The 15,563-nt window shown below is 43.4% G+C and carries 12 protein-coding genes and 1 pseudogene; 10 read left to right on the top strand and 3 right to left on the bottom strand.

Annotated features, from left to right (window positions below; translation table 11 throughout):
• Positions 1–6: 6 nt before the first annotated feature.
• Both rnpA and rpmH read right to left on the bottom strand, forming a co-directional pair.
• Positions 7–375, bottom strand: coding sequence for a ribonuclease P protein component (gene rnpA / locus G4V62_RS09605; RefSeq protein ID WP_312855474.1), 369 nt, complete (start codon positions 373–375; stop codon positions 7–9).
• Positions 376–431: 56 nt separating this feature from the next.
• A complete protein-coding gene (rpmH, locus tag G4V62_RS09600; RefSeq protein WP_165201608.1) occupies positions 432–566 on the bottom strand; it encodes a 50S ribosomal protein L34 in 135 nt (44 codons plus the stop codon).
• Positions 567–1,140: 574 nt separating this feature from the next.
• On the opposite strand from rpmH, the gene dnaA reads away from it, so the two are divergent.
• From dnaA to G4V62_RS09560, 8 genes and pseudogenes are all read left to right on the top strand, one after another.
• The gene (dnaA, locus tag G4V62_RS09595) at positions 1,141–2,487 is read left to right on the top strand and encodes a chromosomal replication initiator protein DnaA (RefSeq protein ID WP_165201606.1); all 1,347 of its coding nucleotides are present in this window, start codon (positions 1,141–1,143) and stop codon (positions 2,485–2,487) included.
• 208 nt (positions 2,488–2,695) lie between these two features.
• Positions 2,696–3,835 carry a DNA polymerase III subunit beta gene (dnaN, locus tag G4V62_RS09590; RefSeq protein ID WP_165201604.1) on the top strand — a complete coding sequence of 380 codons (1,140 nt, stop codon included), beginning with the start codon at positions 2,696–2,698 and terminating at the stop codon, positions 3,833–3,835.
• Positions 3,836–4,011: 176 nt separating this feature from the next.
• Positions 4,012–4,233, top strand: a complete 222-nt coding sequence (locus G4V62_RS09585; protein ID WP_165201602.1) for an RNA-binding S4 domain-containing protein — start codon at positions 4,012–4,014, stop codon at positions 4,231–4,233.
• A 14-nt stretch (positions 4,234–4,247) separates the two neighbouring features.
• Positions 4,248–5,363 carry a DNA replication/repair protein RecF gene (recF, locus tag G4V62_RS09580; protein WP_165201600.1) on the top strand — a complete coding sequence of 372 codons (1,116 nt, stop codon included), beginning with the start codon at positions 4,248–4,250 and terminating at the stop codon, positions 5,361–5,363.
• Positions 5,364–5,369: 6 nt separating this feature from the next.
• A complete protein-coding gene (remB, locus tag G4V62_RS09575; RefSeq protein WP_165201598.1) occupies positions 5,370–5,648 on the top strand; it encodes an extracellular matrix regulator RemB in 279 nt (92 codons plus the stop codon).
• Positions 5,649–5,704: 56 nt separating this feature from the next.
• Positions 5,705–7,650, top strand: a pseudogene (gene gyrB, locus G4V62_RS09570) (DNA topoisomerase (ATP-hydrolyzing) subunit B).
• A gap of 23 nt (positions 7,651–7,673) precedes the next feature.
• On the top strand, positions 7,674–10,193 hold the full coding sequence (gyrA, locus tag G4V62_RS09565) for a DNA gyrase subunit A (protein ID WP_165201596.1): 2,520 nt from the start codon (positions 7,674–7,676) through the stop codon (positions 10,191–10,193).
• 189 nt (positions 10,194–10,382) lie between these two features.
• A complete protein-coding gene (locus G4V62_RS09560; protein ID WP_165201594.1) occupies positions 10,383–11,462 on the top strand; it encodes an HD-GYP domain-containing protein in 1,080 nt (359 codons plus the stop codon).
• Here the strand turns inward: G4V62_RS09560 and G4V62_RS09555 are convergent.
• On the bottom strand, positions 11,454–12,440 hold the full coding sequence (locus G4V62_RS09555) for a YaaC family protein (RefSeq protein ID WP_165201592.1): 987 nt from the start codon (positions 12,438–12,440) through the stop codon (positions 11,454–11,456). The genes G4V62_RS09560 and G4V62_RS09555 overlap by 9 nt on opposite strands.
• A 120-nt stretch (positions 12,441–12,560) precedes the next feature.
• Between G4V62_RS09555 and guaB the strand changes: the two genes are divergently transcribed.
• On the top strand, positions 12,561–14,024 hold the full coding sequence (gene guaB / locus G4V62_RS09550) for an IMP dehydrogenase (RefSeq protein ID WP_165201590.1): 1,464 nt from the start codon (positions 12,561–12,563) through the stop codon (positions 14,022–14,024).
• A 198-nt stretch (positions 14,025–14,222) separates the two neighbouring features.
• Positions 14,223–15,554 carry a serine hydrolase gene (locus G4V62_RS09545; protein WP_165201588.1) on the top strand — a complete coding sequence of 444 codons (1,332 nt, stop codon included), beginning with the start codon at positions 14,223–14,225 and terminating at the stop codon, positions 15,552–15,554.
• The last annotated feature ends 9 nt before the right edge of the window (positions 15,555–15,563 follow it).

Raw genomic sequence — 15,563 nt, 5'->3', positions numbered from 1 at the left:
GATTGGTCATCTACTCCCTCGGGCTAGTCCTGCTTTTTTTAAAACATGGCGAAGACTTGTATGAATGTCGGCACATCCGAGTGAGGCTGCCGGTTTTCTAGCAATGACAATGATGTCTACCGGTCCCAATTCCAGATCGATGTTTTGAAATGCTTGTCTTAAACAACGTTTAATGTAATTTCGTTTAACGGCACTGCCCATCTTTTTTGAGACAGAAAAACCGACTCTAAAATGTCCAAGATCATTTTGTTTTTTTACATAGACAACGAGCTGGCGATTTGCTGTCGACTGACCTTCCTGAAAGACGTGTTGAAAGTCTTTATTTTTTTTCAAACGGTGCTTACTCTCCAAACTACATTCACCAACCCGTTCCATTCTTCCTTCAATAAAATAGATACATGGAAAAAAAGACCACTGACGTCATCAGTGGCCTATGCAGACAATACTTTTCTTCCCTTACGACGACGTCGCGCGAGTATTTTCCGACCATTACTTGTGCTCATACGGCTACGAAAGCCATGAACTTTACTCCGTTTACGACGATTTGGTTGAAATGTGCGTTTCAATGACTACACCTCCAGCTCGATACTTTCCATCTTACAGACAGTCTTAACTATTATAAAGAAAAGGAATAAGTGCGTCAACAAAGTTTCGTTATTCATCACTATCAAATTCTTTCCTCTCTTTATAAATTATCCACAAGAGTCATTGATGGCAACTGTGAATGATGATACTCCACCAAAATCTATCCACAGTTTGCTCACAACCCATTCACATCTTCTCAGCTTGTGGATAAAAGATATTCACCTCTTTTTCGCTCTGTGGATAACATGCTATATTTCATTGCAAACAAGCTCTTCTTTTGGTATCATATTTGTGTTTAACCCCTTTTGGACATTTTATTCTCCACACCTTGTGGATTAAGATTTCTTTTTTATCCATATCACTGTGCTTAAACCATCCACAGTCGGATATTTGTCGTGGATTTATATTTTTCTGCCATAATAATCTATGATTGCTTCATTTCTATGGATGTATAGTTATGCATCCATATCCACGTGTTGTCAATGTGGTGTTTTTCGGCTTCGTTACATAATGCTCCGCCAAGGGATTGATATTGATTGAGAAGGAGGGGTTTAGGTGCAGGACCTCACAGAGTTCTGGGAAAGAACACTTGAAAAAATAAAAACAAAAGTGAGTAAACCCAGCTATGATACATGGTTAAAATCAACAAAAGCGTATGATCTAGATCGTTCTTTATTAACCGTTTCCGTGCCGAATGAGTTTGCCAGAGATTGGCTGGAAGATAAATATACCGATTTGGTCGCTGCTACGATTGAGGAAATTACTGGTGATGCGTTAGAGATAAAATTTATTATCCCTCAGGATCGAGAAGAAGAAACAATTGAGCCAAAGCCAATTCCTGAAAAACCTTCTGCCATTTCGACGGATGAACCACCACAAAACATGCTGAATATGAAGTACACGTTCGATACATTTGTTATTGGTTCTGGTAACCGCTTTGCCCACGCAGCCTCACTTGCTGTAGCTGAAGCTCCTGCAAACGCCTACAACCCATTGTTTGTCTACGGCGGGGTCGGTCTTGGAAAAACGCACTTAATGCATGCGATCGGCCATTATGTACAAGATCATAATCCCCAAGCAAAGGTTGTCTATTTGTCGACGGAAAAATTCACAAACGAATTTATTAATGCAATCCGAGATAATCGCGGCGTCGATTTTCGTAATAAATATCGAAATGTTGATGTTCTGCTTATTGATGATATTCAATTTCTCGCCGGCAAAGAACAAACGCAAGAAGAGTTTTTCCATACCTTTAATGCTCTTCACGAAGAAAGTAAGCAAATCGTCATTTCTAGCGACCGTCCACCTAAAGAAATACCTACGCTGGAAGACCGACTTCGATCTCGTTTCGAATGGGGACTGATTACAGACATTACGCCACCTGATTTAGAAACACGGATCGCCATCTTGCGCAAAAAAGCGAAAGCTGAAGGGCTTGATATTCCGAATGAAGTGATGCTGTACATCGCGAATCAAATTGATACAAATATTCGCGAGCTTGAAGGTGCGTTAATTCGTGTCGTGGCGTATTCTTCGTTAATTAATTCTGACATTAACGCTAACTTAGCTGCGGAAGCGCTCAAAAGCATTATTCCAAATCAGAAAGCAAAAACGATTACAATTCATGATATCCAGCAAACGGTTGGTCAGGAATTCAATATTAAACTTGAGGATTTCAAAGCAAAAAAACGTACAAAATCGATTGCCTTCCCTCGCCAAATTGCGATGTATTTGTCAAGAGAGTTAACGGACTTCTCCTTGCCAAAGATTGGCGAAGAATTCGGCGGACGAGATCATACAACTGTCATTCACGCCCATGAAAAAATCTCTCACCTGTTAAAACAGGATGCAGAGCTACAGTCTAAAATCGAAGGTATCCACGCCAGTTTAAAACAACTATAGGCTTTTAAGCTTGTGATTAGTGTGGATAAAAGAGTCGCTCTTATTCACACCTTGTCCACATGTTGATAACTTGGTACAGTTACGTTTTTATATCTTATCCACAATTCCACAGCGCCTACTACGAGTACTACTACTTTTATTCTTTAAAATAAATATATATGTCAGCAGGCAGCCTTTTGTCTGTGAAACAATGCCAGGAGGATGCGACATGCACTTTTCAATCCAAAGAGATAAATTGATTGAAGCCGTACAAGATGTATTAAAAGCCGTCTCACCTCGGACGACGATACCTGTATTGACAGGAATTAAAATAACAGCGACTAGTGAGGGTGTAACTTTTACAGGTAGTGATTCAGACGTAACCATTGAAGCGACTGTCCCTCTGGAGGAGGAAGATGAAACCTTAGTCGAACTCGTTGAAGCTGGAAGTATTGTCCTTCAAGCTCGTTATTTTGGAGAAATTGTTAAAAAATTGCCTGCATCTACCGTAACGATAGAAGTCATGACCCATTTGAACACGCAAATTTCATCTGGGAATGCAAAATTTAATCTGAATGGCATGGATGCTGATGAATATCCTTTACTGCCGGCTATCGAGGAAGATCAAGTTCATCGAATGCCAATCGATTTATTAAAAACGATGATCAAGCAAACCGCGTTTTCAATTTCAACGTCGGAATCACGACCAATCTTGACAGGTGTAAACTGGGCAATTGATGGAAACGACCTCGTCTGTACTGCAACAGATAGCCATCGTTTAGCGTTAAGGCAAGCGAAGATTGACGACGGGGACGGGGAACGCCATAATGTTGTTATACCAGGAAAGAGTTTGACTGAACTAAGTAAGATTTTAGGTGATACAGATCGTAACATCGATATTGTCATGACGGAGCGGCAAATTTTATTCCGGACGCCAAAATTGTTGTTTTTTTCACGGTTGCTCGAAGGAAATTATCCAGATACATCTAAGCTCATCCCCGAATCAAATAAAACGAGCATTGAAGTCAATACAAAAGAATTTTTACAGGCGATTGATCGGGCGTCACTCATCGCAAAAGAAGATCGAAACAATGTCGTTAAATTAACGATTTCTGAAGGTGAACATGAGGTGAAAATTTCATCGAATTCACCTGAGATTGGTAAAGTCATTGAAACCGTATCTGCCCAAGTGTGTGAGGGGGATACGTTGACGATTTCGTTTTCAGCAAAATTTATGATGGACGCCTTGAGAGTCATTAATAGTGCGGATATTCGGATTGACTTTACTGGTGCGATGCGACCTTTCGTTATTCGAGGTATCGATGATGTGCGCAATTTGTACATGATCGTTCCAGTACGAACTCATTAATGCAGGAATAGCAAATTTAATTTATGAGCGCTGTCCGTATCTTTTTGACCAGTGTGGCTGATGAGCCGTACTGGTTTCTTTTCTCTTTACTCAATCTTTAGTACAATAGAGGGACTGATTCGTCTTGAATTTATTGGTTTTACACAGAGGAAAGGCGAAAGAAAGTGAGCGATCGGATGAGACAAGAAACACTTTGGATTGAAACGCCGTATATTACACTGCAGCAGGCTCTTCAACTGGTAGGTGAAATTAGTACTGGGGGAATGGCTAAAATTTATCTTTCTGAACATGCGGTGGAAGTCAATGGAGAGCTAGAATCCCGGCGGGGGCGAAAGCTTTATCCCGGAGATCAGGTGAGCTTCCCATCAGGAAAATCTTGCCTGATCAACGTCCGTTAGGGAGGGCGTACTTTGTGTATATTGAACAGCTGGCTTTGACGAACTATCGTAATATTTCTACTGCAGAGATTGCTTTTGACCCCGAAGTAAATGTGTTTATTGGAGAAAATGCTCAAGGAAAAACAAATTTCATGGAAGCTGCATATGTTCTTGGAATGGCTAAATCTCATCGAACGCCAAGAGATAAAGAATTAATCAAATGGGATGAAAGTTATGCTAAAATAGAAGGGGACATCCAGAAAAAGAACGGCAATATATCAATGAAGCTTGTTATATCGGAGCAAGGCAAGAAAGCTCGTTTGAATCAACTCGAGCAAAAGAAGCTAAGTACTTACCTCGGGGCTTTAAACGTAGTGATGTTTGCACCTGAAGATTTGAATCTTGTAAAAGGCAGTCCTCAAGTTCGTCGACGATTTTTAGATATGGAGATCGGACAGGTAAGCCCGATATACATGCATCATCTATCGACCTACGTGAAAATTCTTAAGCAACGAAACCAGCTTTTGAAAAAGTTGCAGCGGTCAAATGGGGACATGTTGACCTTAGATGTACTCACTGAACAGCTTTCGAAAGCGGCGGCGCACTTAACGGAGAAACGATTTGCCTTTGTCCGCTTACTGCAAGAATTGGCGGCACCTGTGCATGCCGGAATCACAGAACAGCGTGAGTCGCTTACCGTTACGTACGCCCCTTCTTTAAAGGTATCAGAGCATGAAGAATTGGCGACACTAGAAAAAGAGTATATGGAAAGATTTGAAGCGATGCGAGAAAAGGAAATCGAGCGCGGTACCACGTTAATTGGACCGCACCGTGACGATTTGCTTTTTTATGTCAATGAGAAAGAAGTTCAAACTTACGGCTCTCAAGGACAGCAAAGAACGGCTGCATTGTCTGTAAAACTAGCGGAGTTAGAGTTGATTCGGCAGGAAGTAGGAGAATATCCAATTCTCTTACTTGATGATGTCTTATCCGAATTGGACGATTCGCGACAATCCCATTTATTAAACACGATTCAAGGGAAAGTACAAACCTTTGTAACGACGACCAGTGTGGAAGGGATTGATCACGAGACGATTCAACGAGCATCGATGTTTGCGGTGCATCAAGGAACCATTATGAAAATGAGGTGAGCGGTCATGTTTATTCACCTAGGAGAAGACACAGTCGTTCGGACTCAAGATGTCATTGCAATTTTGGACAATAGTCTCCTAGAATCGTCTGAAATGACACAGGAGTTTATCGCAGAAAACCAAAAATGCGGACTTGTACACGAAATTTCTGAAGGGTCACCAAAATCGATTGTTGTTACGAAAGATGCTGTCTTTTACTCTCCACTCTCGTCGGCTACGCTGAAAAAGCGATCACAAATGATACATGATTTAGACAATGTTCAAGAGCTGGAGGGAGATGGTTAAGACCGATCATTTTGAACGGCGAGAGTGCTGCTTAAGAGTAGTGAAATGTAAAGGGAATGCGGGTGATTGAATTGACGAGTGAACATAATGCAGCTGAACAAGCCACCTATGATGAAAGTCAAATCCAAGTACTAGAAGGGCTAGAGGCCGTTCGAAAACGACCAGGGATGTACATTGGGGCGACTAATGAACGAGGGCTTCACCATCTAGTGTGGGAAATTGTCGACAACAGCATTGACGAAGCGCTTGCCGGATATTGTTCAAAGATTGAAGTGGTCATTGAAAAGGACAATAGCATTACTGTCATTGATAATGGCCGTGGCATCCCAGTCGGTATACAAGAAAAAATGGGGCGCCCTGCTGTTGAAGTCATCATGACAGTCCTGCACGCCGGAGGAAAATTTGGCGGCGGTGGCTACAAAGTATCCGGGGGTCTGCATGGCGTGGGAGCTTCCGTAGTCAACGCCCTCAGTTCTTCGCTAGAGGTATATGTCCACAGAGACGGAGAGATCTATTTTCAATCATATAAAAAAGGGGTTCCTGATGAAGATTTAAAGGCGATTGGAACAACTGATGTGACAGGAACTCGTATCCACTTTACACCGGATACGTCGATCTTTACAGAAACAATAGAGTTCAATTTTGAAACGTTGCGAAATCGCACACGCGAATTAGCCTTCTTGAACCGAGGCCTGACGCTCGTTATTACCGATAAGCGAACGGAAGAAGAAACGAGTAACACGTACCATTACGAAGGTGGTATTTCTTCTTACGTAGAGCATTTGAACCGTACAAAAACAGTCGTTCATGAAGAACCTGTTTATGTGGAAGGTGAGAAAGACGGTATTCAGGTTGAGGTAGCTCTCCAATACAATGACGACTTTACAAGTAATATTTATTCCTTTGCAAACAACATTCATACCTTTGAGGGCGGGACGCATGAATTCGGTTTTAAACCGCATTAACACGCGTCATTAATGACTACGCGCGTAAGAAAAACATGTTCAAGGAAAATGACCCTAACTTAACTGGGGATGATGTTCGTGAAGGGTTGACTGCGATTGTTTCCGTGAAGCACCCTGATCCTCAATTTGAAGGGCAAACGAAGACGAAGCTAGGTAATAGCGAGGTACGGACGATTACAGATAACGTGTTTTCCGCCGCCTTTGAATCCTTTTTATTTGAGAATCCGACGGTAGGCAAACAAATTGTCGAGAAAGGCCTTCTCGCTTCAAGAGCGCGGATTGCCGCTAAAAAAGCACGTGATTTAGCGCATCGTAAAAGTGCCCTTGAAATTAGCAATTTGCCTGGTAAGCTGGCTGACTGTGCTTCGAGGGATCCGCAAATTTCTGAGCTGTACATCGTAGAGGGTGACTCTGCGGGAGGCTCGGCAAAGCAAGGTCGGGATCGTCATTTCCAGGCGATTTTGCCATTGCGCGGAAAAATCTTGAACGTTGAAAAAGCCCGGTTAGATAAAATTTTGTCCAACAATGAAGTACGAATGATTATTACAGCGCTTGGTACAGGCATAGGGGAAGATTTTACAATTGAAAAAGCAAGATATCATAAAATCGTCATTATGACAGATGCCGATGTCGACGGTGCTCATATCCGCACGCTTCTTTTGACGTTTTTCTATCGGTATATGCGCCCGCTTTTAGAGCATGGCTACGTGTATATCGCCCAGCCGCCACTATACCAAATTACCCAAGGCAAGCATGTGCAATATGCATACAATGATCGGGAAATGGAACAAACCCTTGCCGAGTTGAATGCTTCGCCAAAACCGAGTTTGCAACGCTATAAAGGGCTTGGTGAAATGAACGCAGGGCAGCTTTGGGAGACGACGATGAATCCCGAATCACGGACAATGCTCCAGGTAAGTTTACAGGATGCGATCGAAGCCGATGAGATTTTTGACGTTCTCATGGGTGACAAAGTTGAACCGAGAAGGCTTTTCATCCAGGAAAACGCCCAGTACGTTAAAAATCTGGATGTTTAATGCAGGAGGAGGTCTAGTCCACTATGGCCGATCAAGAACGACCTAAAGTGCAAGAAATTAATATAAGCAAAGAAATGCGTACGTCCTTTATGGATTACGCCATGAGTGTTATCGTCTCACGAGCTTTGCCAGACGTCCGAGATGGCATGAAGCCTGTCCACCGCCGCATTCTATACTCAATGAATGATTCAGGTATGACGGCGGACAAGCCCCACAAAAAGTCAGCACGGATCGTCGGTGACGTGATCGGTAAATACCATCCTCACGGTGACTCAGCGGTGTATGATACGATGGTTCGAATGGCGCAAGACTTTAACTATCGATATATGCTTGTCGACGGTCATGGCAACTTCGGATCTGTCGACGGCGATATGGCAGCAGCGATGCGTTATACTGAGGCACGAATGTCGAAAATCTCTATGGAAATGATACGAGATATCAATAAAGACACCATTGATTATCGAGACAACTACGACGGTTCTGAAAAGGAGCCAGTCGTACTGCCGGCACGTATACCGCATTTACTGTTAAATGGCGCTGCTGGTATTGCTGTCGGTATGGCAACGAATATTCCTCCGCATCATTTGGGTGAACTCGTTGACGGTGTACTCGCTTTAAGTAAGGATCCTGACATTACGATCGCTGAATTGATGGAGCTCATACCAGGTCCGGATTTTCCAACAGCAGGGATCATTCTTGGTCGCTCTGGCATTCGAAAAGCTTATGAAACGGGACGAGGATCAATTACGATCCGAGCAAAAACAGAAATTATTGAGCAGCCGAACGGCAAATCTATGATTGTCGTAACGGAGCTTCCGTTTCAAGTAAATAAAGCAAAGCTTGTTGAAAAAATTGCCGAGCTCGTTCGAGAAAAACGCATTGATGGAATTACCGATTTAAGAGATGAATCGGATCGGGAAGGCATGCGGGTTGTCATTGAGCTCCGAAAAGATGCGAATGCCAATGTGCTATTAAATAATTTATATAAGCATACGTCACTTCAAACAAATTATGGAATTAATATGCTCGCGCTCGTCGATGGCTATCCAAAAGTATTAACGTTAAAACAGTGTCTTTATTATTATCTTGAACATCAAAAAGATGTCATTCGGCGCCGTACTGCGTATGAACTTCGGAAAGCAGAGGCACGTGCTCACATTTTAGAAGGTCTACGCATTGCACTTGACCACCTAGATGAAGTGATTGCTTTGATCCGCGCTTCACGTACGACCGATATCGCTCGCAACGGACTTATGGAGCAATTCGGCCTCTCAGAAAAGCAGGCTCAGGCCATTTTAGATATGAGGCTCCAACGTTTAACCGGATTAGAGCGCGAGAAGATCGAGCAAGAATATAAAGAGCTTATTGAACTCATCGCTGAATTAAAAGCGATTCTTGCAGATGAAGAAAAGGTTTTAGAGATCATTCGTGAAGAGCTTTTGGAAGTCAAGCAACGATACGGAGACGAACGCCGTACGGAAATTGCAGCAGCTGGCTACGATATGATTGAGGATGAGGATTTAATCCCTCGCAGTCAGATTGTCGTGACATTGACGCATAATGGGTATATCAAACGTCTGCCGTTGTCTACGTATAAAAATCAGAAGCGTGGCGGAAGAGGCATTCAAGGAATGAACACAAATGAGAATGACTTTGTTCAGCATTTATTAACGACCTCCACCCACTCGACGTTGCTTTTCTTTACAAATCGAGGCAAAGTGTACAAGGCGAAGGGCTACGAAATTCCTGAGTTCAGCCGGACGGCGAAAGGCTTGCCGTTAATCAATCTGCTTGATATTGAAAAGGAAGAATGGGTTAACGCGATGATCGCGGTCGATGATTATGTCGATGACTGGTTTTTATTCTTTGCGACAAAGCGCGGGATTGCGAAGAGATCACCACTTTCTGCGTTTTCAAACATTCGTAAAGGTGGCTTAATCGCCCTGTCGTTACGTGAAGATGATGAACTCATCAATGTTCAATTGACCGATGGGAACAAAGATATCGTTGTCGGGACAAGCCATGGGATGATGATTCGTTTCCAAGAAGCAGACGTTCGTTCCATGGGACGAACAGCGACCGGTGTGCGTGCCATCTCCCTGTCATCAGAAGACCAAGTGATTGGGATGGAGATTCTTGAAGCAGACGACGATGTATTAATTGTGACTGAAAAAGGTTACGGCAAACGGACGCCTGCAGAAGAATACCGCCTGCAAAGCCGTGGCGGAAAAGGTATTTTAACGTGTAACGTGACAGAAAAAAATGGTTCAGTCGTGGCAACGAAAACGGTGTCTGGACAAGAAGATTTAATGCTCATTACGGCGAGCGGTGTCTTGATTCGTATGGCCGTTGACGGCATTTCATCGATGGGAAGAAACACGCAGGGGGTACGGCTGATTCGTCTAGGTGAAGATGAAAAGGTCGCGACCGTTGCGACTGTCGAGGAAGAAGAGCCGACGGATGATGAAGAAGCAGATCAGGGTGAAATTGTAGAAGGTGAAGCCCATGAATCTTCAGAGGACAGTCATGACAACGATGAGTGACCCACTTTAATAAGGAATTGCAAGCCTCTGCCCATTTTTTTGGCAGAGGCTTTTCAGTAGGCATCCCTTGTTTTATCTGTAAACTTATTTATAATAAAATATTTATGCGCCCTTAGTCTTGGAAAATTCGAGATTTCGTCATAAAATAATAAGTAAAAAGTCACTCGCCTGGACATAAAGGAGCATTTTATGAAAGTACCTGTTTCGCAATTGCAGGAAGGCTGTGTTGTCGCACGCGATGTTTATTTAAAGACCTTGGATCCGCTTATAAAGGAAAACACAGTGTTGACCAATGATGACATTGAATTTTTACAAACGTTTCTCGTTCCTGAGGTCGAAGTGCATCGGTTGAAAGATGACGGTACATCGTTTACGCCTATGGTCGAGCAGCCTAAAAAAAAGTTTACGAACAACCAGACGTCCTCTCTGTTTCAAAAGCTATTTTGCCAAACAATTGATCGGTATGATCACATTTTTTACGATTTTAAAAACGGGGGAGAGCCAGACTTGCACGTGCTTCGGCCTTTGGTTGACCGTTGTCTAAAAGAAGCTGTACGTCAACCGAAGGAGATTTTCTTTATTGGCTGTCATTTAGATCAGCCTAAAAGCTATGTTCCTGCACATGCAGTGGCCGTCGCCATGCTGTCTTCGTATCTGGCGCATAAGTTAGGCTATGATACTGTTAAATGTAAAGAAATTGGTTATGCTGGCTTGTTCGGTGATTTCGGCATGGCTAAGGTTCCAGATTACCTTTTGAAGAAAAATACTTCTCTTTTGCCGTCAGAGCGTCAACTGATTCAACAGCATCCGCTCATTAGCTATCAGGTGCTTCGGAAAGACGCAAGTTTTTCGGAGGATATCCGTTTAGCGACGTTTCAACATCATGAGCGTCTTGATGGATCGGGATATCCTTTGCAGCTTGCGGATAGCCAGCTACATCCTTATGGTAAGATTATCGCTGTAGCGGATGTTTATTTAGCACTCACAGCAGATCGAAATTACAGACGAGGACTTACACCTTACCATGCAGTCGGAGGAATGCTGCGCCAGAAATATGGTGCATTGGACACGAAAACCATTCAAATTCTTTTGCAGAGCTTAATGGATTATTCAATCGGAACGCGCGTTCGTTTATCAGACGGATCACTGGCAGAAATCATATACGTTGATGAAAAGACGCTCCTAACCCCGCTTGTGCGAATGGTGGAGACTGACAAAATTTTTCCTTTAAATCAGAAAGACGGGTTGACGATTCAATCGTTAAGCTGATGGCTCGCCTTCTTTTAGAAACGATAAAACGTATATCGGCATTTTCACAGAAGTCACGTACAGAAATTCACTAATGTACGGAAAATCTTCGCCTGCATGTGTGTGTAAAACGTCCATCCACCAGCTTGTTTCATAGCGAGCAATCATACTGAGGTTGTACAGCAGCATGTAATGGACGGCGACTTCAGGTAGCTGTGTAAAATGAGTGCGCAGCTTAGGTAAATACCATTGCTCATGGCGAATATCAAACTGAAGAGGTGCCGCGTAATATGGGTGTTGTATCGTGTAACCTTTGATGTCGACCGCCCTGTCTCGCGAATGCTCCTCAACGACAATATTCTGTTTGAAGCAAGAGCTTAAAAAACGAGCATAATGCCCAGAGGTCATATGCAGTTCATCCAGCAAGGAGGAGTGGTGCCGCAACACTGCCCCTTCGTCTATAGTTTCCACCGCCATTTGCGCACTTTCACCCTTCATCGTTGAAAACAGAGGTTGAAGCTCTGGGATTCGTTGCAAAAGATAAAGCATTGAAAATTTATGGCCTTCCATCCGTTTCATTTGAAATAAATGATAGCAAAAATGAGGGAACAGGCCGTTTTTTTGGACTTTCACTTCGTCGTCGATAAATTCATAATGCTGTTTCTTGCGCCGGCGTGTAGATAACCCGTGCGCCATCACCGAGGTAGAACCAGGAAAAGCAGGGTCTACGGTGAGTAGGCATGCTTTTAAAATCTGGCTCATGCCATAAAACAAAAGATTGGGCTGGATCGCCATTGGTGCAAGTGCAGCTTGTTCGTAATAGGTACGACCAAGCTCTAAGTAGTGCATGAATGGATAGCAATTTGTATAGCTTTGCGCTTGAGGGTTGTCAAAGCCTTTCTTTGAGTATTGGTGGGAAAGGTATTTTTGAGCATGGGCTGCGGACTGATATCTTACCGCATCCTGCCATAATGCTGTAAAGAATCGGATAAAAATCACTCCTTGATTGCGCAGGGTTGACAGAATAATTAAACATGAGACGGCTTCTTGACAGTAGTTTAACCAATTGTTAAGCTACTAATAATATTTAGGACGAAAGTGCAGGGAGGATGGAGTGACATGTGGGAAGAAAAATTTACAAAAGAAGGACTCACGTTTGATGATGTGTTGTTAATGCCCGCAAAATCGGAAGTTTTGCCTAATCAGGTGGATGTTTCGACGGCGCTTTCTGAGAGGCTTCGTTTAAACATCCCTATTTTGAGTGCAGGCATGGATACGGTCACCGAATCCGCCCTAGCCATCTCTCTGGCAAGACAGGGAGGTATTGGGATTATTCATAAAAATATGTCCCAAGATCAGCAGGCTGAAGAAGTGGACAAGGTAAAGCGTTCTGAAAGTGGTGTCATTACTGATCCGTTTTTTCTGACTCCTGATCATCAAGTGGCAGACGCTGAGCACCTTATGGGAAAATACCGCATCTCTGGTGTACCTATCGTAAACAATGAAAATGAGCAGCAGCTTGTTGGGATTTTAACGAATCGTGATTTACGTTTTATCCAGGACTATTCCATCCGCATTAATGATGTGATGACGAAAGAAAATTTAGTCACTGCGTCAGTGGGAACGACGCTTGAAGAAGCTGAGCGTATTTTGCAACAGCATAAAATTGAAAAACTGCCGCTCGTCGATGATAACAAAATTCTTAAAGGGTTAATTACCATTAAAGACATCGAAAAAGTGATTGAATTTCCTTCTTCGGCTAAGGATCCATATGGTCGATTGCTTGTCGGAGCAGCCGTCGGTGTGACAAAGGATGCAGTGCAGCGTGTTGAGAAGCTCGTTAAAGCTGGCGTTGACGTTGTCGTCATCGATACTGCTCATGGTCATTCCAAAGGAGTATTGGAAAAAGTAAAGGAAATTCGTAGCCTTCATCCTGATTTGGATATTATTGCTGGAAATGTTGCTACTGCAGAAGGTACGCGCGCACTCGTTGAAGCAGGCGCCAACATTGTAAAAGTCGGCATTGGTCCAGGCTCTATTTGTACAACCCGTGTTATTGCTGGTGTGGGTGTACCACAGATTACAGCTGTATACGATTGTGCTACAGAAGCAAGAAAGCTCGGAGCCACAATTATTGCTGACGGTGGTGTGAAATTCTCAGGTGATGTAGTCAAAGCATTGGCTGCTGGCGGTAATGCAGTCATGCTTGGAAGTCTATTTGCTGGAACGGCTGAAAGCCCAGGAGAATCAGAAATTTTCCAAGGCAGACAGTTTAAAGTCTATCGGGGTATGGGTTCAGTTGGCGCCATGGAGCAAGGAAGTAAAGATCGTTATTTCCAGGAAAATAATCAAAAGCTTGTCCCTGAAGGCATCGAAGGACGTGTTCCTTACAAAGGTCCGCTAGCCGACACAATTCATCAGTTGATTGGTGGCTTACGCTCAGGAATGGGCTATTGTGGGACGCCGAGTCTTCATTCGTTGCGTGAAGACGCTCGATTTATTCGTATGACAGGTGCGGGCTTACGTGAGAGTCACCCACACGATATTCAAATTACGAAAGAATCACCGAATTATTCTCTTTGATCAATTACATTTCAGAGTGTGGATAAGGTCTATATGACTTTGTCTGCACTCTTTTTTATTTGGTAAAAAAATCATTCTTTAGAATCGTCGTCGATTAAAATGAGATGTGATACACTAAATAGGTATGTCCTAGGGGGGACACAGGGAAAGTTACTTAAAAAAACATATGATTATTTTGTAAATAAATGGAGGAAACCTATGAAACGGATAAAACGCTGGGGGCTGATACAGCTTATTTTTCTCATGAGCTTTGCCTCTCTCATTCAAATCGTTCAAATGCCAAGTACATATGCAGCAGGTCCAGAGATTGAAGGGGAATCCGCAGTTGTCTTTGAGGCAGAGACAGGGCGAATTTTATATGAAAAAAATATAGATTTGACGCTTCCGCCAGCATCAATGACAAAAATGATGAGCGAGTTTTTGATCTTAGAGGCGATTGAAGAAGGAAGGATGGCGTGGGATCAGGAAACGACGATTTCAGATTATGCCTATGAGATCTCCCAAAATCGGAGTCTTTCCAACGTACCTCTTCGCCAAGGAGGGACGTATAACGTCAAGGAGCTTTATGAAGCCATGGCAATCTATTCGGCGAACGGTGCGACCATTGCCCTCGCTGAAGCACTGGAAGGGACAGAAGGTGCGTTTGTTAAGAAGATGAATGAGCGGGCAGGCGAGCTCGGCTTGCCAGACTATCAATTCGTCAATACCACTGGACTGAATAATGCCAGCTTAAACGGAAAGCATCCGGAAGGAACAAGTGCGAATGCCGACAATATGTTATCTGCCCGCAGTACGGCGATTCTAGCACATCATTTAATTACGGAATACCCAGAAGTGCTGGAAACGTCAAGTATCGCGAGAATGACGTTCCGTGAAGGGACGAGCGATGCGATTGATATGATCAACTGGAACCGTATGCTTCCAGGTCTAAATCACGAATATGAGGGCGTCGATGGTCTGAAGACAGGTTATACCGATCTTGCGGGAGCCTGTTTTACCGGAACAGCAGAACGAAATGGTGTCCGTCTCATCTCCGTCGTCATGAAAACGAGCGACAACGATAAACGTTTTGAAGAAACAGCGAAATTGTTAGATTATGGATTTAATCAGTTTGAAAAAACCGAGCTGTATCCTGCAGGGTACACGTCTGAAGAGAAGCAAAGCCTTCCTGTTCATCAAGGAAAGGAAGAAGCTGTAGGCATCGCGACCAATGCACCATTAACGGTCGTGACGAGCAAAGACGAAAAGGTGGAGGACGTCTTTAAGCCTGTATATCAAATGTCTAAAGACAACGTTGCTGCGCCTGTTGAAGAAGGGGCTGTCGTTGGTCAGATGACTGTTGAATATAGCGGTGACATCGATTACGGATTTATCCAAGGTCCTGAACAATCGTTTGCTTCTGTCGACGTCGTGACGCAGGAACCTGTCGAAAAGGCAAACTGGTTTGTCTTGACATTCAGGGCAATTGGCAGCTTCTTTGCTGGCCTTTGGGAAACGATTGTATCAGGCATTAGTGGTCTCTTTTCTTAAGGAACGAGT

Source organism: Litoribacterium kuwaitense (genome assembly GCF_011058155.1).
GTDB lineage: Bacteria > Bacillota > Bacilli > Bacillales > DSM-28697 > Litoribacterium > Litoribacterium kuwaitense.
This window is presented reverse-complemented; position numbering and strand designations above follow the sequence as displayed.

Coding starts and splice junctions, on each gene's coding strand:
- rnpA (WP_312855474.1), bottom strand. CDS start 375: ATGGAACGGGTTGGTGAATGTAGTTTGGAGAGTAAGCACCGTTTGAAA.
- dnaN (WP_165201604.1), top strand. CDS start 2,696: ATGCACTTTTCAATCCAAAGAGATAAATTGATTGAAGCCGTACAAGAT.
- G4V62_RS09585 (WP_165201602.1), top strand. CDS start 4,012: ATGAGACAAGAAACACTTTGGATTGAAACGCCGTATATTACACTGCAG.
- remB (WP_165201598.1), top strand. CDS start 5,370: ATGTTTATTCACCTAGGAGAAGACACAGTCGTTCGGACTCAAGATGTC.
- gyrA (WP_165201596.1), top strand. CDS start 7,674: ATGGCCGATCAAGAACGACCTAAAGTGCAAGAAATTAATATAAGCAAA.
- G4V62_RS09560 (WP_165201594.1), top strand. CDS start 10,383: ATGAAAGTACCTGTTTCGCAATTGCAGGAAGGCTGTGTTGTCGCACGC.
- guaB (WP_165201590.1), top strand. CDS start 12,561: ATGTGGGAAGAAAAATTTACAAAAGAAGGACTCACGTTTGATGATGTG.
- G4V62_RS09545 (WP_165201588.1), top strand. CDS start 14,223: ATGAAACGGATAAAACGCTGGGGGCTGATACAGCTTATTTTTCTCATG.